We start from the raw sequence: 21238 nt of genomic DNA on the forward strand, positions 1-21238 counted from the left end.
TGCATAATTATGATTTAAACTGCCTTTGCAATTTTCTGTTTTGTATTCTCCAATTCTTTCTTCAAAAACTTTGCCGTATAGCTTTTCATATCCTTGGCCACTTCCTCGGGAGTACCAGTAGCTACGACCATTCCGCCCCCACGGCCACCTTCATAGCCAATATCTATAATATGGTCCATCATTTTGATTACATCCATATTATGCTCAATGACGAGAATGGTGTTTCCTTTGTCCACCAATTGGTTGAGCACTTCCATAAGCACCCGGATGTCTTCAAAATGCAAGCCAGTTGTAGGTTCGTCGAGGATATAAAAAGTATTTCCGGTATCTCGTTTGGAAAGCTCTGTGGCCAACTTTACCCGTTGTGCCTCTCCACCTGAAAGGGTTGTGGACTGTTGCCCCAGAGATATATAACCCAATCCCACATCTTTTATTGTCTTTAGTTTGCGATAAATTTTGGGGATGTTTTCAAAGAAATCCACAGACTCGTTGATGGTCATATCCAACACATCTGCAATGGACTTGCCTTTATAGCGAATTTCCAAAGTTTCCCGATTGAAACGCTTCCCATTACAGGTCTCACATTCCACATAAACATCGGGCAAAAAGTTCATTTCAATGACTTTTAAGCCTCCACCTTGACAGGTTTCACAGCGTCCTCCGGCCACATTAAAGCTAAACCGTCCAGGTTTGTACCCCCGGATAGTGGCCTCGGTGGTCTTGGCAAAGAGCGCCCGTATCTCACTAAATACACCCGTGTAGGTGGCTGGATTGGAACGTGGTGTGCGCCCAATGGGTGACTGATTGATGTCGATAACCTTGTCAATATATTGGAGCCCGGTAATTTTTTTATGGGGCATGGGTTTTTTAACCCCATTGAAGTAATGGGCATTCATAATGGGGTAGAGGGTCTCATTGATCAAAGTAGACTTTCCACTACCGGATACCCCAGTTACGCCTATCAGTTTTCCCAAAGGGAACTCGGCAGTAACATTTTTTAGGTTGTTACCCGTACACCCTGAAAGCACGATTTTTTTACCAGTTCCTTTCCTGCGCTCTGTAGGAACGGGAATTTCCTGTTCCCCTGTAATGTATTGTGCTGTTAAGGTGTGATGATTCCTTAATTCTTCGGGAGTGCCTTCGGAGATGATTTCTCCTCCATGGCGGCCCGCTTTAGGACCAATATCGATAACGTGGTCTGCATGTTCTATCATATCCCGGTCGTGCTCCACCACAATTACGGAGTTTCCAATATCGCGAAGGGATACCAAGGAATGAATCAATCGTTCGTTGTCCCGTTGATGCAGACCAATACTGGGTTCGTCCAGAATATAGAGAACGCCCACCAATTGGGAGCCGATCTGTGTGGCCAATCGTATACGCTGTGCCTCACCTCCCGAAAGCGATTTGGAGCTTCGGTTCAAGGAGAGGTAGTCCAAGCCCACATCCAATAAAAATTGCACCCGGGTCTTGATTTCCTTGATGATTTCCTCGGCTATGATTTTTTGGTTACCCCCGAGGGAGCTTTCAAGCTTTTCGAAAAAAATGAACAGTTCGGCAATGTCCATTTGGGCCAGTTGAGCAATATTTTTCTCCCCAATCTTAAAATAGAGCGATTCTTTCCGTAGCCGTGCACCTTCACAGGAAGGGCATTGGACCTTGTCCATATAGTCTTTGGCCCACCGTTTAATGGAAGTGGAATTGGCCTCTTCGAACTGGGTTTTTATAAAGTTGGAAATGCCTTCGTAGTCAATCTTGTATTGTCTTTTTACCCCCAAGGTTTTGGAATCCACTTCAAAGCTATCCTTTCCGCCATTCAAAATGATTTCCATAGCTTCCGCCGGGATTTTTTCAATGGGGTCGGTCAGTTCAAAACCATAGCGCTGGGCAATGGTCTCCAATTGTTTAAAGGCCCAAGATTTTTTGTATTCCCCCAAGGGGGCGAGTCCACCCGCCTTGATGGACAATTTTGGATTGGGGATGATTTTTTGCTCGTTGATTTCATGAACGTGCCCCAAACCGTTACAATCTGGGCACATGCCCTTTGGGGAATTGAAGGAAAAGGTATTGGGTTCCGGAGTGGGGTAGGAGATGCCCGTGGAAGGACACATAAGATCTCTACTGAAATAGCGGGGAATGGTTTCGCCTTCTTCCAAAACCATGAGCACATTGTCGCCACTGTACATGGCTGTGTTGATAGTCTCGCCCAAACGTTTATGGAAATCCTCACTTTCCGAAACTTTCAAGCGGTCAATGACAATCTCTATGTCGTGAGTTTTGTAACGATCCACTTTCATTCCCTTGGTGATGTCCAACACTTCGCCATCAACACGCACTTTTACAAATCCTTGTTTGCCGATTTGTTCGAACAATTCCCTATAATGACCCTTTCTGGATTTGACCACTGGGGCCAATACGTTTATTTTTTTATCGAGATAGGCCTCAATAATCAAATCTTTGATTTGTTCATCGCTATAGCTGACCATCTTTTCACCAGTGTTGAAACTGTAGGCATCACCAGCTCGTGCAAACAACAATCGGAGAAAGTCGTACACCTCGGTAATGGTCCCAACGGTAGAGCGGGGCGATTTTGAGGTGGTTTTCTGTTCAATGGCAATCACAGGGGACAGACCATCAATTTTGTCCACATCGGGACGTTCCAATCCGCCCAAGAACTGCCGGGCATAGGCCGAGAAGGTTTCTATATAGCGTCGCTGGCCTTCAGCATAAATGGTATCAAAGGCCAAAGAGGATTTTCCGCTGCCCGAAAGACCGGTGATTACTACGAGCTTTTCACGCGGAATGGTAACATCTATATTTTTCAGATTATGGACTCTGGCGCCTTTAACCTCAATATGTTCTTCGTAGTTGACCATAAAATCATAGCAAACCTCAAAAGTAGCGATTTGGGATGTAAAAATGAAGTGGCCCCAAGTTTCGTTTTTGTTAATTGATGATTTATTTTTGAGTTTGAAAACAGTCATTTCGACCAAATGGGAGAAATCTAGATTTCTCAGATGCAAAGCTTCTACGAAATGACATTAACTATATAAAATGAAATTATTGGGTATTGGTTCCAGAATTGAACATCCAGAGTATGGTAAAGGGGTGGTGACTAATGTATCATCGAAGCATTATTGGGTCACATTTTTGGAAAATGGATTGGAAACCATTGATTTGGATTCCGAATTTGAGGTGATTGAAGCTGTAGAGGACGAAGTGGATACAGTCAGTTTTTTTGATGTGGAGCGTTCCTTGGTGAAGATTTTGGAAAAATGGAGTGATACCCATGAGAAAGTGGCAATTGCCGATAAATGGAAAGGTGGAAAATTGGTTTTGGAACCGGATGATGCCACGCAGAGCAAGGAAATGCCTATTGAGACCTTCTTCCATAAGATCGTGATGGTGCGTGACCGCATCAGGGTGATGGAACAAAAAATCAACAGCAGTAAAAATCTGGATGATCAGGAAAAGATAGACCTGCAGCAATATATTACCCGCATCTATGGCAGCTTGACCAGCTTCAATGTGCTGTTCAAAAATAAGAGCGATCATTTTGTTGGGGAGCGGAGTAAGTAACACTATAGTTTGGTTATTATTTCCATGGCCCATTGATCATTTGATTTTCTCAGGTTCCGAAGAGCGTGTTTAATAATCCACTTACGTTCTATTGTGGCCTGAGGCACCCATGATTCAACCAGTTTTTTGGCTTTGTTAGGGTTGTCTTTCAGGATGTCATTGATGGTGTTGGCTACCGAGGTTTGGACATATTTACTGGGGTCGTCCTTAAGATTCTCCAGAATTGGAAAGATGGGGGATGGGTCGTGTACAAACATGTTCAGCTTTTTGGCCCATGGCAAGCGGGGTCTTGCCCCTTCACTGGATAAACGACGTACATGTTTGTTAGGGCTCTTAGACCATTGAATAAGCACCTTTACTGTCTGTTCAGGGTACTTTTCAAGAAAGGGCCTGATAGCGTACTCCCCAGTATTGCGTTTGGTGATTTCCCCAATGGCCTCCATGGATTGTTCAAAATGATCATGGCCATACTTTTCAACATATTTGGCAATCGGCATAATCCAATAAAACTCTTTGAACATGCCTGTCTCTTTTTTATTCTCAGGACCCAAAATGGCTAACAAACAATTTAAATTGGTAAGGTAATCACCAGTTAAATGGGATTCCAAGGCATCGGCTATACACTCAATTCTATCTTTCAGCTCCAGTTTGCCAACTCTTTCCGAAACTGTACTTGTAAACGATTCGTGATTTATAGGAATACCTTTTTCAGATAGCTTATTGGCCAATAGTTGGGCCAATTCCACATCAAACCAAAGCTTTAACTGCTTATAAGCCATACTCTTTATTTTTGGAAGATACGTCCAAAATTAAGAGAACTGGTTATACCGCCTCTTTCTTCTCGCTCAAATATTTCCAATACCGTTTGGGTACGTGTTGCGTGTGCAATTTTGGGTTGATACGGGATTTGATGCCGGTACTTTTAAAATAATCGTTCCATAGGGTCTGGTAATCGTATTCCTCGCTCAAAAAAGCATCACTTTTATGGATTTTATTAAAATGGATTTCCTTCAGATTGAGGGAAACCATTTCCACATGGTCCAGGTTATAGTAAATACCATATTTACGTTTCACATCATAGATCAGCCATTGCTGGTCTGCGTAGCGGTGGCGAAAATGTTTTGAAATCAGGGGTAACACATCGAAATCGGGTTCAATGTTGGCAAAATAGATATCGTCCTTGGTCAGTTGGAAGCGAACAAAGGCTTCCATACGGTGTTTTTCGCGACCCACTTTTTTGGCCAATTGGTCAATGAAAAGTACAATCCCATCGGAATAATCCATTTGCTTTCCAAGGGTGGTGGCCATCAGTTTTTGAATGTAGGTGTAGAGCATCAATTCTACCCCTTCGGTTTCGCTCAAAAAAGCAAAATACACATTGGCAATGGCATTATGACTCTTGTTTCTGATTCCGTTCCAGACCCGTTTGGCCTTTTCCACATGGGTGAAGATGGTTTCTGATTCGGAAAACAATCCGTTCTGACCTTGGCCATTTTTTTGGATGTCGGCCACATTAATTTTTTCATCGAAGGCGACAAAGACGGCAGTAAGAAAGCCATTGAAGCTACCATCGTAAATTAGGGTTTTTGAAGGTTTCATAGTGCTCATTTTTGATGTTTAATTGAACAATGACAATTGGGTGCTATACTGATTCCGAAACTTGCCTATTGAAGTCTGTAGGATCATACCCTTGATTTTCTCCGCATCCAAATCCCTACGTTCCCAATGGCGGGAATCACATACCATAAAGTATTGGGCACGGTTGAGGGTCACCCCGATTTTTTTAAGGTGGTCCCAGTTCAGTCTTCTAAAGCGGCGTGCCTTAAGGATTTTATCCACAGAACGCATCCCAATTCCCGGGATTCGTGCCAATAGAGCCTTGTCTGCACTGTTGACGTCAACGGGGAAATGGTGCAGATTGCGCAATGCCCATGAGAGTTTGGGATCTACATCCATATCCAGGTTGGGATGTTCCTTGTTCAGGATTTCGTTAATGGCAAAGCCATAAAACCGAAGGAGCCAATCCGTTTGGTACAGTCGGTTTTCGCGCAACATGGGCACTTGTGAGCCTATGGCGGGCAGTCTCATATCATCTGCTACGGGAACATAGCCCGAATAATAGACCCTGCGCATTTGGTAATTCTTGTAATAATGGACTGCAGAATACATGATGTCCTTGTCGGTTTCCCCGGAAGCGCCCACAATCATCTGGGTGCTTTGTCCGGCAGGGGCATATTTTGGAGTGCTCTTGATGATTTTTCGTTCAGCCTTGTAGCGGACAATCTCATTTTTCACCTTGAGCATGGGTTTGGTGAAATCCTCATGTTTTTTGTCGGGAGCCAATAACTTTAATCCTGAAATGGTAGGTACCTCAATGTTCACGGAAAGTCGGTCTGCATACAATCCTGCTTCGTACATGAGCTCATCACTGGCCCCGGGAATGGATTTTAAATGGATGTATCCGTTGAAATTTTCCTCTTCCCGTAGTTTTTTGGCCACGGTCACCAAACGTTCCATGGTGTAATCGGCATTTTTAAAAATTCCGGAACTCAAGAACAGCCCCTCGATATAATTCCTGCGATAAAAATTAATGGTGAGGTCCACCACTTCTTGGATTTTAAAAGCGGCACGTTGGACATCATTGCTTTTCCGTGTTACGCAATAGGCGCAATCGAAAATGCAGTGGTTGGTCAATAAGATCTTCAATAAAGAGATACACCTGCCGTCTTCCGTATAGCTATGGCATATTCCCATTTTGGAGGCATTGCCCAACCCTTGACTTTTGTTGGTCCGGTCACTACCACTACTGGCGCAGGACACATCATATTTGGCGGCATCAGCCAGAATGTTCAACTTTTCCCGTATCCGTTCAAAATTCATAACTTGGAAATATTCCAATCAAAGATATGGAAATATTCCAATTATTGGATATAATCCATTAAATATTTTGGAAATAATCCAAATTATGTATATTTGAAATTATTTGGTCACCTCGACCGCAATCGAGAGGTCTTTGTTCTTAGGTTAAATAATGACAATTCAGGCCTCAATCTCATATAAGAACGGATGAAATGGAAAATGAACTAACCTTAAAACGATTTACGGATATCCGACGTGAATTGGGATTTACCCAAGCAGAGTTTGCCCAATTGTTGGGCGTCAAGAATACCACGGCCGATATTGAGCGGGGAAGGACCAAGCTATCCGGGAAAGTGGTGACAGAGCTGTTGAAACAGTTCAAGATAAATCCCATGTGGTTGTTCGGGGAAAGTGATCAGAAACATCTGGACACTTCCAAAACCAGTGTGATTCCCAAAGTGGTCACTGTTGATAATTCAGACCAAGACAATATGGTATTGGTGAATGCCCGGGCCGCGGCAGGGTATCCCCAGAATATCACAGATACCAGTTGGTATCAACAATTGCCAGCGTTTGACCTACCCATTCCCGAGTTTAGAAATGCCACCTATCGCGGTTTTCAAGTCGAAGGCGACAGTATGTTGCCCAACCTAAAACCCAATGATTGGGTGTTGGCCCGAGCCATTGAACATATAGATCATGTGAGCCCTAATAAAATGTACGTGGTGGTGCTTCAGGATTCCGTGATGGTCAAAAAGATTGAGAAACGTCCCAATTCCAATAATATCACTTTGGTTTCCTTGAACGAGGCGTATCCACCTTACGACATTAAGCCCTTCCAAATCCAAGAAATTTGGGAAGTGAGTAGCAAATTGACCTTTAATGTGGATGCCACAACAGAAACTGGTTTGCTGAAGCAGTTGCAGCAGTCCATGGAAGAGCTCAAACGCCAAATGGGGCAGGTCAACACCTAAAAATTACTTGAAATAGGTTTCCTTGATACCTTTGGCAAGAATATTGGCCGCTTCAGGATACAATCGAAACCAAAGCTCAGGTTCAAAAATTTCGAGCTCGGCCAAGGCCCATTCCCCGTTATTATCCTTAAAAATATCCACCCGGGCATATATCGGGAGTTCCAATGCGGCTTGAGCCGCTTTTTCGGCGAAGGCAATCTGTTCTTTGGAGGGGATGTAATCGTGTACCGTTCCACCAAAATCATCTTGTACCCTAAAATCCCCCGGTTTGGCAATTTTGAGTACCGCATGGGTGAACTTTCCGTTAAATACCATCATGGAAATTTCTCCTTCCTTAACAATATTTTCCTGAAATTCTTGGAGCATCATGGCTTCTTCGCCAATCAACTCCTGAAAGATGGCTTCGTGTTTTGGAATGTCTTCGTTTAGGATTTTATAGGTATGGCGGGCTGCTCCGGAAACACAGGGTTTCAGGATAAAAATGTCATCTATGAACCCTTGATTTTCGAGCGCATCTTCAATGGTATCTTGAAGGGTGGTTTGGGTCGCTTTTTCAATAAAAATGGTTTTGGGGATATTCACTCCGGCATCTGATAAGTCCTTCAGGTAATGTTTGTCAATGTTCCAATAAATAAGGTCTTTGGAATTGATGAATTTCGTTTGTTTGGAGGCGGATTCCAACCATTTGGAAAACTCTTGATATCGGTCAAAATAATCCCAAGTGGTCCTGAACAATGCATATTTGGTGGATGACCAATCAAAATCCGGGTCGTCCCAAGACTTTCGTATGGCATTCAGCCCTAAACGTTGCAGTGCTTCCAAGACTAAACGGTCTTCAAGAAGGACATTTTCTATGTAGGCGCTTTCTTTTTTGGGGTTGATATATCTTGGGTCGGTCAGTACAACGACATCAAAACTCATAGGCAAACTTTAAAATCCAACAGCGGTATCGTCCCCTCTTTTATCGGCTCCGCCTTCCAAACGACCATCGGGGAGCACACGGATAGCGTCTACTTTTCCAATGATGGGGGTTCTTTCTTCATTGATGATGTATCCTTTTGATTTCAGTTCATCGGTAAGGGTTTCAGGAAACCCTTCAGGTTCAAAGATGATCATGTCGGGTAGCCACTGGTGATGGAACCGAGGGGCATTTACGGCCTCTTGCATGCTCAGATTGAACTCATACACGTTTAGAATCGTTTGGGCCACTGCAGTTATAATGGTGGAGCCTCCGGGCGTACCAACAACCATATAAAGCTTTCCGTCCTTTTCCACAAGGGTTGGGGTCATACTGCTCAACATACGTTTCTCGGGAGCAATGCTGTTGGCTTCGGCACCAATCAATCCAAACATATTGGGTACTCCTGGTTTTGAGCTGAAATCGTCCATTTCATTGTTCAGAAAGAAACCTAATTCCGCCGCATAGAGTTTGGAACCGTATCCACCATTGAGGGTAGTAGTGGCAGAAATAGCATTGCCCTCGCTGTCCACAATGGAATAGTGGGTGGTTTCTGAGCTTTCAACAATTTCAACCTCCCCATGACTCACTTCCGAAGAAGGGGTGGCTTGGTCAAATGAAAAATTGGCCATACGTTCCAGCAAATAGGCATCACTGAGCAATGTTTCCAAGGGAATATCCACAAAATCAGGATCGCCCAAGAAATAATTTCGGTCAGCATATGCACGTCGCGCTGCTTCGGTGAAGAGCTGAATCGTCTTCACGGAATTGTGCCCAAACTTGGAAACGTCATGGGGTTCCATCATCTTAAAGATTTGGTTGATGGTCACCCCGCCGCTACTGGGCGGACTCATGGAAATAATGCGTAGGTCTTTATAGTTGAACACAATCGGGTCACGCCACTTGGCTTCATACCTCGCTAAATCCTCTTCGGTCATATAGCCTCCCTTTTCCTGTACAAAGGCCGCAAGCTTTTGGGCCACTTCACCTTTGTAGAAACCATTTTTTCCGTTATCGAGAATCTTCTTAAGGGTATTGGCCAGTTCAGGATATTTTATAGTGTCCCCATCCTTGAAATTGGCGGCAAATTTGGTGCTATCCCCATTAACTTCAATAAACCGCTCTTTGTAGCTTTCCAATCGCTTGGCTTGCTTTTCGGTAACCACCACACCTTTTTGGGCCAAAGCGATTACCGGTTCCATGATTTCGGATAGGGGCAGGGAACCGAATTTTTCATGTACTTCCATGACCCCGGCCACGGTCCCGGGGATACCAACTGCAGTGGCTCCAACGATGCTCATATTCGGAATCACATTCCCAAGGGAATCCAAATACATATCCTTGTGGGCAGCAAGCGGGGCTTTTTCGCGATAGTCGATTCCACCGATATCGCCATTGTTTTTTCGATAGACCATAAAACCACCGCCACCCAAATTTCCCGCAAAGGGATAGGCAACGGCCAAAGCCAACTCTGTGGCCACCATGGCGTCAAAGGCATTCCCGCCTTTTTTCATGATGTCCGTTCCAATCTTTGAGGCTTCTTCACGGGCCGAGACCACCATGGCCTTTTCCGTGACCAGTCCCGTAGGGACCGCAGGTTGCTGCTTACAGTTCAAGAACAGGAAAAGGAGGGGGGCTAGGAGTATTATTCTTCGCATAGGGAAATGAATTTTTGCTTGGAAAAGGTAATCAATTCTTCAAAAAAAGCGGTGAACTCCGCTTCAAAGTCAGTATAATGTTCTTCGAGGTCCAAAATGGCAAAATTCATTTTCGACCGATTCTGTGTCCTTCGGTTCATTCCATTGAGGACCCGCCCAATACCGGCAAGGTTGGCATAATTGAGCAGCCAATTGTCCGTAATCATATAGGGCATCATCCGTTTGGTGCCCAAAGGGAGTAGGTCGTAGTTGTCCTCCAATAGGTCATAAAAGTTTTCCACGTAATCTTCAAGGGGAACTTCTGAATAATCGCTCCAGTTTTTGGCCAGAAAGTGGTCATAAAAGATATCCACAATGACACGGCTATAATGGCTGTAGTTCTTGTGCAGCCGCTTGCTGCTTTGTTTGGGAATGGGGTGGGCATCCGTATAGGTGTCGATTTCCCGGTGCAACAAGATGCCTTTTTGTATGCGCTCCGGGAAGTGTTTGTACTTATTGCCTCGGATATGGTCCGCAAAGAAATTTCCCAAGGTAATTTCCTTGTCATCAAAGGACAGATAGATGTGGGCGAGGAAGTTCATCGAGGCAAATTTCTTTTCCATCGAAATTTACAAATTCCAAACATGGAATACGGACAGGCCCTATATATTTGCAAAAACTTTTTTAACACTATGACACTGATCAAATCAATTTCAGGAATACGAGGAACTATAGGAGGACGAACCAATGAAAACCTGACCCCGGTAGATGCCGTAAAGTTTGCGGCTGCCTATGGTACATGGTTGAAGGCGTATTCCCAAAAGGGGAAATTGACCGTGGTAATCGGTAGAGATGCCCGACTGTCCGGTGAGATGATTCAAAATTTGGTAGTCTCTACCTTGGTGGGATTGGGCATTGATGTGATTGATTTGGGACTTTCCACAACCCCTACGGTGGAAATCGCTGTTCCTATTGAAAAAGCAGATGGGGGTATTATTTTGACCGCCAGTCATAATCCCAAACAGTGGAATGCTCTAAAGTTGTTGAACGAGCGAGGAGAATTTTTGGATGCGGAACAAGGTGCCAAAATATTGACCCTGGCCGAAAAAGAGGATTTCAACTTTGTTGAAGTGGATGATTTGGGGACCATAACCAAGAACGATTCCTACATTGATATCCATATTGATGAAGTATTGGAGCTTTCCTTGGTGGATGCCGATGTGATCCGCGAGAAAAAATTTAAGGTAGTGGTCGATGGTGTGAATTCCACAGGAGGCATTGCCATTCCAAAATTGTTGGAAGAATTGGGGGTTGAAGTGGTGAAATTATATTGTGACCCCACTGGGCATTTTCCTCATAATCCGGAGCCATTGAAGGAGCATTTAGGGGACATCTGTAAAAAAGTGGTTGAGGAAAAAGCCGATTTTGGTATTGTGGTAGACCCTGACGTGGACCGTCTGGCGTTTATCAGCAATGATGGGGAAATGTTCGGGGAGGAATATACCTTGGTGGCCTGTGCCGATTATGTTTTGGGAAAGACCAAAGGAAATACGGTATCCAATCTATCATCGTCAAGAGCTTTACGGGATGTTACCGAAAAACATGGCGGCATCTATGAGGCAGCAGCGGTAGGAGAGGTAAATGTGGTGACCAAAATGAAGGCCAACAACGCTATTATTGGCGGTGAAGGGAATGGTGGAATCATCTACCCTGAAAGTCATTACGGTCGCGATGCCTTGGTAGGCACCGCGCTCTTTTTAATGTTGATGTCCGAAAGAGGAGGAACAGTGGCCGAACTTAGGGCCAGTTACCCGAGCTATTTCATGAGCAAAAAGAAGATAGAACTTACCCCTGAGTTGGATGTGGATGCCCTTCTAGATGCTATGCACAACAAGTACAAAGACGAAGAAGTATCCACCATTGATGGGGTAAAGATTGATTTCCCCGAAAATTGGGTACACTTGCGAAAATCCAATACAGAGCCCATTATCCGAATCTATACGGAGGCCAAATCCCAAGCGGAGGCCGATGGTCTTGCCGATAGGATCATTGATGAGATCAAGGAAGTGGCTGGATTGAGCTAGGATTTTTCCAACTCGTACAGGATTTCCTGTGCATTAAAATCCTCTGGCGTAAGCTGGATGCGCTTGTCGGCATCCAGCCATATTTTCCATGTACCGTTTTCCTTGCGCAATCCCACATTGAATTCGCCGTATCCCCTTACCACAAGATCTTCATCATCCTCTCTTTTGGAACTGAAACGATAATATCCAGTTTGGTAGGCCATATCGCCGGTGTCGTTGAGGGCCGTGGAGCGGATTGCAAAGGCAATACCCACTTGATGACCTCTAGATTTTACGGATTCCACAAAACTCCCAAAGCTTTCCAGATACTTTTCCCCGGTCTCAACTTGGTTGAAATCTTGGGTCACCCTAAAAATATCTTGGGTGTGGATCGACCTTAATTTTTGGGAGTCGGATTGGTCGTAGGCTTCCATAAATGGAATCCAGACTTCTGTTTTAATGGTTTCCAAGGTTTCCTGTGGAATGTCTTTAGGAGGTCGTTGTCCGTAAGAAAACACAAAGGTGCAGAAGAGGAAAATAGTGGCTAACTGTTTCATTTTTTGTTGATTGAATGAGGTTGAATATAAAAAAAGAGAACCAACTTGCGGTTCTCTTTTAAGAAAAGTATAAGATTTTGGATACTCTCCAATAAAGGAGCAGGCCTCCAAATGATTTAGCTATGTACTGATTCCAAATAGGCACCTCTGACCACTTTGGCGGTTTTGTGGTCGCCAGTATGACTCCATCCGGGTGGCATGACTAGATATCGAAACTTATTGAGGATGCCCGGAGCATTCCAAACATCTTTGGCCAAGGCCACTATCTCACCAAAATACACATCCAGAAAATTACCTGAGTCCATTTCACGGGTGATGCCATACTCAATCTGGATATGGTGCTGTTCCTCTTGATAGGTCTTGAACACCTTGTCCCATATATTGAGCAGGTTGCAAAAATTGGTGTCCATATAAAGTGGGTTTTTGGCGTGGTGTACCCTATGGTGTGATGGGGTCAGGATAATTTTGTTCAAAAAACCCAATCGACCATTTTTCAATAGATTCTCTCCAACATGGATGAAAGCGCCATAGGTGCCATCAATGAACATGATCAGGAACAGTAATTCGGGTTGTACTCCCAAAAGAATACAGATGGTGGTCCGGATGGTATCTGCATACGGGGCCTCCAAGAAAAAATGGGCATGGGTCACGGATAGGTTCATATCTTCCGGAGCATGGTGCGTGGAGTGCAGACACCAGAACAGTCGAACTTTATGGCCCAGATAGTGATAGACAAAATGGCCCAATTCCCAAACAATATATCCGTAGATGAACCAATACCAGGTCATGGTGGTTTGGAAAGGTGCATATTGTTGAAATAATCCAATGCAAAAGGCAACCATGGCAATAGCAATGAACCGTCCTACAAACCTATTGAAGATGTAAATCAGAAAATTTACCTTGTAGACCTTGGCTTGGGGTTTTTTATATATCAATCCCAAAATAAGCTCAAGGATAAGCAGAAGCGGGATAATGGGATAAATCAGGGATACAATACCGTCATAGGTAGTGAAGGACGAATAATCGCCTGAACTCAGAATTTCCCAAGCCTGTGAGATACCCAAAAAGCCTATGATCTCGTTATAAAGCGTTTGCAATAATTCCATGAAAGTTTGTTTAGTTGGTTTAGAAAGTAGAAAACTAGGAAAAAAATTCTATAAAATTTCGACCAACAACAAATTGCATCCCACCTACGTCAAGTGGTTCACTATTTTAAACCTTACCTACTGATTCTGAAACTCTAAGGGAACCTTATTTCTGTGTTTCCAGCGCTTATGGGTCCAGAAATAATACTCGGGAGCTTCGTGTATGGATTTTTCAGTCTCTTTCAAAAAAGCATCTGTTATCTTGTAGTTCTCTACTTCAGAAGGGTTTTCGGAAAGTATTTTGAAAGTGCCTTCGTAATATCCTCTTTTCTTCTTTTTAACCTTAAGGTATACTGGAACAATGTCATTGGCTTTGCAGATTTCCTCACCTCCAACGTGGGCGGGAACCACAATTCCCATAAAATCCGTCCAATACTTTGCCCTGCTGACCATCGGGGATTGATCACTGATTATACCCACCATCAACAACTCATTGCTCTCTTTGGCAGCTTTCAGGATTTTTCTGGATTCTCGGGTTGATATTAAAGTAGTGTTGAATTTCCCCCTGATCTGACGGATCAGTTTATCAAAATATTTATTCTCTATTTTTTGATAGATGCCATAGCCTTTGGACTGTATTTGAAGGTTTAACGACAAAACCCATTCCCAACTGGCGTAGTGGGGAAGCATAAGCATGGTATTGGTCCCTTTTTCTTCAAGGCTATGAAGCAGTTCAAAATTGGTTACTGTAAACCGTTTTTGGATTTCTTCTTTACTAATGCCCATGGTCTTTATCATTTCCAAGAACATATCGCACATATGCTTGTAGAACCTTTTTTCTATCACTAGACGTTCCGTTTGGGATTTTTCGGGAAAAACCAAGGCCAAGTTGCTACGAACCACTTTTTTACGATATCCGATGACATGGTACAATAGCGCGTACACGCCATCTGAAAGCAAGTAGATCAGTTTAAAGGGGAGTCTGGAGACCAACCAGAGCAAGGGATAGACAAGGATGAATATGGTCAACTGCATAGGCGATTCGTGTGTGCAAATATAGCTATATTTGAATCCAAACTTTACTATTCATGTTCAATTTACACATCGCTACTATTGCCATTATGGCCGCCAATGTCATTGTTTCCCTTAGAGGATTCAACGATACGGGCTTTTTTGACCGATATAAGTTCAATATCAGTGGAATTCGGGCTGGACAGCGCGACAGAATAGTGACTTCTGGCTTTTTGCATGTTGACATCTCCCATCTGTTCTTTAACATGTTCACCCTCTATTTTTTCGCCAATGTGGTGATTGGGTGGTTTGGTCCCGGAAAATTTTTGGTCATTTATTTTGTCAGTTTGGTAGCGGGAAGCTTATTGGCCTTGTTTTTTCATAAGGATGAACCCTATTATAGTGCCGTGGGTGCCAGTGGCGCGGTAACAGGAATCTTATATGCGGCCATCCTGTTGAATCCGGATATGCAGCTGGGAATCATGTTTATTCCCATTCCTTTGCCGGCCTATGTATTGGGGATAGCCTATCTTTTATATTCGATTTATGGGATGAAGAGTAGGTTGGGGAATATTGGACATACCGCTCATTTTGGGGGAGCTATAGGAGGCTATGTGGTCACTTTGTTGTTTAAGCCGGAATTGTTTGTGACAGATACTTTCATTGTGGTTTTATTAGCCGTGCCTATTGTGATTCTCTTTGTTTTGGAGAAAATGGGAAAAATATAAATCAATAAAAAGACCCTTGATCAAGGGCCTTTTTAAATCTGAAGGGAATATTTTCTTTAATTAAGAACCTCAGCCACCTTTTGTTCCAAGGCGGGTCCGCGAAGATCTTTGGCAATGATCACCCCATTTTCATCCAAAAGAAATGCAGCTGGGATGGCATTGATGTTGTACAATTGGGCAATAGGGTCTTGAAAACGCTTTAAGTTGGAAATATGGTTCCAAACCAATCCGTCTGATTCGATGGCACTTTTCCAATCTTCTGCACGAGCGTCCAAAGAAACCCCGATCACATTAAAACCTTTATCCTTGTATTTTTGGTACACAGAAACAATGTTGGGGTTTTCTTCCCGGCAAGGTCTGCACCATGCTGCCCAAAAATCGACCAAAGTGAGTTTTCCTTTAGTGGTAACATCGCTCAATGCCAAAACATCACCTTCTGGGGTTGGCGCTGAGAATTCAGGAGCCTTTACACCAACTTCGGTGGATTTCATCTTATCCAACTGTTCTTTGATTTGTTTTCCAGGTTCTGAAGCCTTTACCTCAGGGGATAGGGCTTCGAACATGGCTTTGATTTCCTCATGGGGTAAAGCCTTACTGGCCATAAGGTTACCGATGATCAAAGCAGAGATTAATGCATCTGGATTGTTTTTGGCGAATTCAACATTGAAGTTTTTAGCTTCTTCCTGGAACTCTATAAATTCTTCCCGTAGCGCAGTAACGGTTGCGGTATCGCGCTGTTGGGCGGCCATACGCATATCGTTTTGCATGGACATTGCTTTTTCGGACAGTACCCTGGAGTCATCCAAAAAATCCATGAAAAGATCATTCTGGTGAGTACCTTCCAATTTGGCATAGGTCATGCTGTCTTTTTGAAACTTGATTTTGATGTCCCCGTTTTCCAAAATAAAAGGAATGTTTCCTCTACCGGATTCCATAAATAGATATGAAAGCTTTGGTTCGGCCTGTGTTCCCGTAAAGCTGAAAGCTCCATTTTCTATGGTGGTAGTGTCCAAATCCACAAGCTGGTTTAGGGAATCGGTGGTTCTTAGAAATATTTTGGTCCCGTTCTCTGGTTCGCCAGTAACAGTAACATTCAATGAATATCCTTTCGGTTCAGAATTGCACGAAGCCAATAGTAAAACTCCGAAAGCAATTACAAATACGTATTTCATGTCTTGTAGTTTAAGTTGCTAAGGTATTCATTCCATATGGCATAAAAAAACCCTTGTACCTATCAAAAAGGTACAAGGGTGAAAATATCTTTAAACTGTATTTTTAAAATTGGTATCGAATCCCCAGGGCAATGTCAAAGTCAAAATTGTCACTGAACCCATCATAGCCCACCAAGCCCACTTCAGGCCTAAAATCAAGGGAAAGGAGTAGAGGGATGTCAAAATTGTATTCCACCCCAATATCACCTGCAGCAAACACAAACAGGCCATCGTTATCATTGTCGAAATCGGGTCCCGGATCAAAATCCACATTTCCCAATCCTCCACCTACACCGTAGTACCAGTTAAAATTGCCATCCAATTGGTGTACCCATTGATAAACACCACTAAGTTTAAAGGCATCAAAATAACGGCTGTCCCTCCAGCCTAAGTTGAATTCCGCCCTATTATATTGGGCTATGGATTTTTGATATGAAATTTCCGCTCCAAAACCATCACTGTCCCCCAAACGGAGTCCAAGAGCGTGATTGGCAATGTCTTGCGCACTCACCGCGGTTGAGGCAAACAAAAAAAGCGCTGCAAATAGTGTGGTAATCTTCATAAGGTTCTCTTTTTAATTAAAATTAAAATAATTTTGTAATGTCTTTAAGACACTTTTGAAACTCTTTCAGTCACCAAAAATTGTTCCAGATTGGATAAATCTTTGTTAAAATCTCTGTCGCAAAATCTGAACGGAGAATTGTTGATGGATAACCTTAGCAGGGCGTTGTACGCCACAGATGCTTCGGTATACCGTAAGTTGCCCACCGCTGTGGCATACCCTGAAAATATAGATGATATTAAAACCTTGGTCCGTTTTGCAACAGACAACAATATAGGTTTAATTCCCAGGACCGCAGGAACCTCGTTGGCTGGCCAATGTGTGGGCGAGGGAATTGTTGTTGATGTATCACGAAATTTCACACAGATTCTACATCTGGACAAGGAGAAAAAACAGGTACGTGTGCAGCCGGGCGTGGTTCGGGATGAGCTCAACCTATTTTTAAAACCATTTGGTTTGTTTTTTGGGCCCAACACCTCCACTTCCAACCGGTGTATGATTGGAGGAATGGTCGGCAACAACTCCTCAGGAACAACTTCCATCCAGTATGGAGTGACTAGAGACAAGGTGGTTGCCCTGAACTGTATTTTATCCGATGGTAGCGAAGCTTCATTCGCGGAAGTCTCAAAAGAGATATTTGATAAGAAGAAACTGGAGACCTCATTGGAGGGAACCATTTATGCCAAGTTGGAGAAAGAGCTTTCCAACAAGAAGAATCAGGATAATATTGAAGCAGAGTTTCCCAAGGCCAGTATCCATAGGAGAAATACGGGGTATGCGGTGGACGAATTGTTGAAGAACAACCTTTTTGGAGCCTTCAAGGAAGATTTTAACTTATGTAAATTATTATCTGGAAGTGAAGGTACTTTGGCCTTTACCACTGAGATTACCTTGCAAGTGGATGATTTACCTCCACCAATGTCTGCTATGGTCGCTACACACTATAAAACTTTAGAGGATTGTTTAGGTGATGTGGCTCCTGTTATGCAGCATAATCTGCATACCTGCGAGATGATGGATAAGGTTATTTTGGATTGTACCAAGAATAACAGGGCGCAGCTGGCCAATCGGTTTTTTGTGGATGGAGACCCAGCCGGCATTCTTATGTTGGAGGTGAGGGCTCATACCGAGGAAGAATTGAAGAAACAGTTAAAGGATTTATTGGATACGCTAGAAAAATCAGGGTTGAGCTATGCCAATCCTGTTTTGATGGGTGACGATATCAACAAGGCCATTGAGCTTCGAAAAGCGGGCTTGGGACTTTTAGGGAATATGGTTGGGGATCGCAAAGCTGTGGCATGTATTGAAGATACAGCGGTTGCTTTGGAGGATTTGAAAGATTTTATCGGGGAGTTCACCCAAATCATGAAGGATTACAACCAAGATGCCGTGTATTATGCCCATGCCGGAGCTGGAGAACTGCATTTAAGACCCATTCTCAACCTGAAGAAGTCAGAGGATGTGGTATTGTTCCGTTCCATCACCACCGATGTGGCCAAACTCACCAAAAAATATAAAGGAAGTTTCAGTGGGGAGCATGGAGACGGTATTGTCCGCGCCGAGTTTATCCCCATGATGATCGGGGAGGAGAATTATGAATTGCTCAAACGGGTAAAATCATTGTTCGACCCCAATAGTATTTTCAACCCAGGGAAAATTGTGGATGCCTACCCCATGGATGAATCCTTGCGGTACGAAGTGGACCGAGAAGAACCCGAAGTGACTACGCTGATGGACTTTTCGGATAGTGAGGGTATCCTCAAGGCGGCCGAAAAATGTAATGGCAGTGGGGATTGCCGTAAAAGTCATCATATGTCTGGAGGCATGTGCCCCAGTTTTCACGCAACCAAAAATGAAAAAGATACCACAAGAGGTAGGGCCAATGCATTACGTGAATTTTTGACCAATACCGAGAAAGCCAATAAGTTTGATCAAAAAGAACTTAAGGAGGTTTTTGATCTTTGCTTGAGTTGTAAGGCTTGTGCCAGTGAATGCCCCAGTAATGTAGACGTGGCTACTTTAAAGGCTGAATTTTTGTATCAGTATCATGAAAGTAATGGCTACCCCTTGCGGAGCAAGTTATTTGCGTACAACACCAAATTGAATGCCTTGGGGAGCCAACTTTCTGGACTGACCAATGCTATGTACGACTCCAAGCTTATCGGAGGATTTATAAAGAAAACTTCCGGAGTGGCCCAAGAGCGTAGCCTGCCCAAAGTATATCGATTTAATTTTGAGAAGCATTTGAAGCAATTCAACTTAAAAAACACAGACCTTTCCAAGAAGAAAGTGGTTTTGTATTTGGATGAGTTTACCAAGTATCTCGATATTGAAGTGGGCAAGGACGCGATAGAATTGTTGTGCAAACTAGGCTATGATGTGGAGCTGTTTTATGCTGAAAGTGGTAGGACGTATTTGTCCAAGGGGTTTTTGAAGCAAGCCAAAAAACTGGTAGCAAAGAATTTGGACAAGCTAAAGAAGATTTTGGACCAGGATATCCCCATTGTGGGATTGGAGCCTTCTGCGATTCTCTCGTTCCGTGATGAGTACCAAAGACTTCACAATGATAAACCCCTTTTGGAAAAGTTGGCATCAAAGTCATTTTTGATAGAGGAGTTCTTGGCTTCGGAAATTGCTGCAGGTCATATTACTTCCGATAGTTTCACGCAGGAAGAAAGAACGGTTAAAATTCATAATCACTGCCATCAAAAGGCATTGAGCAACCAGAAGGTGACCTTTGATGTGCTTAATCTGCCCAAAAACTACAAAGTAACCATAATTGCATCAGGATGTTGTGGAATGGCGGGCTCCTTTGGGTACGAGAAAGAGCATTATGATACCAGTATGAAAGTTGGGGATTTGAAGCTGTTCCCCGCAGTACGGAAAAGTGATGCAGACACATTGATTTCGGCCAATGGAACCAGTTGTAGGCATCAAATCAAGGATGGAACGGAACGGGATGCCCAGCATCCAGTATCAATCTTGAGACAGGCTTTGGTCGTTTAGGGATTTTTCGCTTTCCAGTTTTTGGTTTTCGTACTCTTCGGTAACGTTTTCAATTTCCACCTCTTTGTCGGTTATGGAGGCAATGAGTTCATTCATGTCCATTTCCTTGAGGTCCTCATCGGCAAAGAAAGGGGATAGTCGGTCATGGTTGTAATGGTAGACCTTCCAACGTTTAAAGGAATATTCCAAAGCGGTCAGGTTTTCCACCCAATCCCCGGAGTTAAGGTATACGCAGCTTCCTTTTTTGTTTTCGTAGCGTTCCTTTTTGGGTTGATGGATGTGTCCGCAGATGACGTAATCGTAATCATTTTCTATGGCGAGGTCGGCTGCAGTGCGCTCAAAATCATTGATGTACTTCACGGCCTGCTTTACGCTATTTTTTATCTTTTTGGAAAGGGAATATTTTTCACGCCCCATTCTCACCAAGCCCCAATTGATCAGACTATTGATGAGAATAAGCAAGTCGTATCCATATCCACCCAGTTTGGCCAGCCATTTGGCATTTTGGATGGAGACATCAAATACATCCCCATGAAAAATCCATGCCTTTTTGCCGTCCAAATTCAACACCAATTTGTTGGAAATTTTAAAGTTACCCATTGAAGTATCACTGAACTTACGGAGCATTTCATCATGATTTCCAGTGATGTAGTAAACTTCCGTGCCTTTTGAGGCCATTCCTATTATTTTACGGAGAACCTTTAAATGGGCAGCCGGAAAATACCGTTTTTTAAACTGCCAGATATCAATGATATCCCCGTTTAAGATGAGCTTTTTAGGTTGAATGCTATTGAGGTAGGCAATGAGTTCATGGGCATGACAACCATAGGTGCCCAAATGTACATCGGATATGACGGCGAGTTCTATCTTCCTTTTTTTCAATCGTATAGGTTTACTTACAAATTAAGGATGTAGGAATAAACTTAAAATCAAATTCAAATCAATATTTCATGAGCATATCGTTAAATAATCATCAACCAGAAAAGCAATTTGTTACAATAACATTAA

18 protein-coding genes are annotated in these 21238 nt (G+C 43.3%); 5 read left to right on the forward strand and 13 right to left on the reverse strand.

Annotated elements, in window-relative coordinates:
• Nucleotides 1-14: 14 nt before the first annotated feature.
• Complete coding sequence (gene uvrA, locus ACP14V_RS07675; RefSeq protein ID WP_272610029.1) at nt 15-2876, reverse strand: excinuclease ABC subunit UvrA; 2862 nt, start codon at nt 2874-2876, stop codon at nt 15-17.
• Nucleotides 2877-3054: 178 nt separating this feature from the next.
• Between uvrA and ACP14V_RS07680 the strand changes: the two genes are divergently transcribed.
• Nucleotides 3055-3579: a hypothetical protein gene (locus tag ACP14V_RS07680; RefSeq protein ID WP_272610030.1), complete on the forward strand. Its 525-nt coding sequence runs from the start codon at nt 3055-3057 to the stop codon at nt 3577-3579.
• Nucleotides 3580-3581: 2 nt separating this feature from the next.
• On the opposite strand, the gene ACP14V_RS07685 is transcribed toward ACP14V_RS07680, so the two are convergent.
• The 3 genes from ACP14V_RS07685 to ACP14V_RS07695 are packed head-to-tail and all read right to left on the reverse strand — an operon-like array spanning nt 3582 to nt 6459.
• Entirely contained in the window at nt 3582-4358 is a 777-nt protein-coding gene (locus tag ACP14V_RS07685; protein ID WP_272610031.1) for a DNA alkylation repair protein, read from the reverse strand.
• Between the two features lie 43 nt (nt 4359-4401).
• Nucleotides 4402-5178: a TIGR03915 family putative DNA repair protein gene (locus ACP14V_RS07690; protein ID WP_272610032.1), complete on the reverse strand. Its 777-nt coding sequence runs from the start codon at nt 5176-5178 to the stop codon at nt 4402-4404.
• Nucleotides 5179-5196: 18 nt separating this feature from the next.
• Complete coding sequence (locus ACP14V_RS07695; protein ID WP_272610033.1) at nt 5197-6459, reverse strand: putative DNA modification/repair radical SAM protein; 1263 nt, start codon at nt 6457-6459, stop codon at nt 5197-5199.
• A gap of 191 nt (nt 6460-6650) precedes the next feature.
• Between ACP14V_RS07695 and ACP14V_RS07700 the strand changes: the two genes are divergently transcribed.
• Nucleotides 6651-7412, forward strand: a complete 762-nt coding sequence (locus tag ACP14V_RS07700) for an XRE family transcriptional regulator (protein WP_136566931.1) — start codon at nt 6651-6653, stop codon at nt 7410-7412.
• Between the two features lie 3 nt (nt 7413-7415).
• Here the strand turns inward: ACP14V_RS07700 and ACP14V_RS07705 are convergent, their stop codons facing one another.
• Genes ACP14V_RS07705 through ACP14V_RS07715 form a run of 3 tightly spaced genes read right to left on the reverse strand, consistent with a single transcriptional unit; the run spans nt 7416 to nt 10609 of the window.
• Nucleotides 7416-8333 carry an ATP-grasp domain-containing protein gene (locus ACP14V_RS07705; protein ID WP_272610035.1) on the reverse strand — a complete coding sequence of 306 codons (918 nt, stop codon included), beginning with the start codon at nt 8331-8333 and terminating at the stop codon, nt 7416-7418.
• A 9-nt stretch (nt 8334-8342) separates the two neighbouring features.
• Entirely contained in the window at nt 8343-10028 is a 1686-nt protein-coding gene (ggt, locus tag ACP14V_RS07710) for a gamma-glutamyltransferase (RefSeq protein WP_272610036.1), read from the reverse strand.
• Complete coding sequence (locus ACP14V_RS07715; RefSeq protein ID WP_272610037.1) at nt 10016-10609, reverse strand: acyl carrier protein phosphodiesterase; 594 nt, start codon at nt 10607-10609, stop codon at nt 10016-10018. The genes ggt and ACP14V_RS07715 overlap by 13 nt, the downstream gene beginning before the upstream one ends.
• A gap of 90 nt (nt 10610-10699) precedes the next feature.
• Here ACP14V_RS07715 and glmM point away from each other — a divergent pair, with 90 nt between their 5' ends.
• On the forward strand, nt 10700-12091 hold the full coding sequence (gene glmM / locus ACP14V_RS07720) for a phosphoglucosamine mutase (RefSeq protein ID WP_272610038.1): 1392 nt from the start codon (nt 10700-10702) through the stop codon (nt 12089-12091).
• Here glmM and ACP14V_RS07725 read toward each other — a convergent pair.
• The 3 genes from ACP14V_RS07725 to ACP14V_RS07735 all read right to left on the reverse strand — a co-directional run bounded on the left by ACP14V_RS07725 (nt 12088) and on the right by ACP14V_RS07735 (nt 14747).
• The gene (locus tag ACP14V_RS07725; RefSeq protein WP_272610039.1) at nt 12088-12627 is read right to left on the reverse strand and encodes a YybH family protein; all 540 of its coding nucleotides are present in this window, start codon (nt 12625-12627) and stop codon (nt 12088-12090) included. The two genes, glmM and ACP14V_RS07725, sit on opposite strands and share 4 nt — an antisense overlap.
• Nucleotides 12628-12743: 116 nt before the next feature.
• Nucleotides 12744-13733: a sterol desaturase family protein gene (locus ACP14V_RS07730; RefSeq protein ID WP_272610040.1), complete on the reverse strand. Its 990-nt coding sequence runs from the start codon at nt 13731-13733 to the stop codon at nt 12744-12746.
• 117 nt (nt 13734-13850) lie between these two features.
• A complete protein-coding gene (locus ACP14V_RS07735; RefSeq protein ID WP_272610041.1) occupies nt 13851-14747 on the reverse strand; it encodes a lysophospholipid acyltransferase family protein in 897 nt (298 codons plus the stop codon).
• A 53-nt stretch (nt 14748-14800) separates the two neighbouring features.
• Here ACP14V_RS07735 and ACP14V_RS07740 point away from each other — a divergent pair, with 53 nt between their 5' ends.
• Nucleotides 14801-15451, forward strand: coding sequence for a rhomboid family intramembrane serine protease (locus tag ACP14V_RS07740; protein ID WP_272610042.1), 651 nt, complete (start codon nt 14801-14803; stop codon nt 15449-15451).
• A gap of 56 nt (nt 15452-15507) precedes the next feature.
• Here ACP14V_RS07740 and ACP14V_RS07745 read toward each other — a convergent pair whose 3' ends face one another.
• Together ACP14V_RS07745 and ACP14V_RS07750 are read right to left on the reverse strand one after the other, a co-directional pair.
• A complete protein-coding gene (locus ACP14V_RS07745; RefSeq protein WP_272610043.1) occupies nt 15508-16623 on the reverse strand; it encodes a TlpA disulfide reductase family protein in 1116 nt (371 codons plus the stop codon).
• 103 nt (nt 16624-16726) lie between these two features.
• Entirely contained in the window at nt 16727-17224 is a 498-nt protein-coding gene (locus tag ACP14V_RS07750) for a hypothetical protein (RefSeq protein ID WP_136566940.1), read from the reverse strand.
• 90 nt (nt 17225-17314) lie between these two features.
• Between ACP14V_RS07750 and ACP14V_RS07755 the strand changes: the two genes are divergently transcribed.
• The gene (locus ACP14V_RS07755; RefSeq protein ID WP_272610044.1) at nt 17315-20230 is read left to right on the forward strand and encodes an FAD-binding and (Fe-S)-binding domain-containing protein; all 2916 of its coding nucleotides are present in this window, start codon (nt 17315-17317) and stop codon (nt 20228-20230) included.
• On the opposite strand, the gene ACP14V_RS07760 is transcribed toward ACP14V_RS07755, so the two are convergent.
• Nucleotides 20201-21112 (reverse strand): UDP-2,3-diacylglucosamine diphosphatase, encoded by a 912-nt coding sequence (locus tag ACP14V_RS07760; protein ID WP_272610045.1) that lies wholly within the window; start codon nt 21110-21112, stop codon nt 20201-20203. The two genes, ACP14V_RS07755 and ACP14V_RS07760, sit on opposite strands and share 30 nt — an antisense overlap.
• Nucleotides 21113-21238: the final 126 nt, after the last annotated feature.

It is taken from the genome of Flagellimonas alvinocaridis (genome assembly GCF_965248585.1).
Lineage (GTDB): Bacteria > Bacteroidota > Bacteroidia > Flavobacteriales > Flavobacteriaceae > Flagellimonas > Flagellimonas alvinocaridis.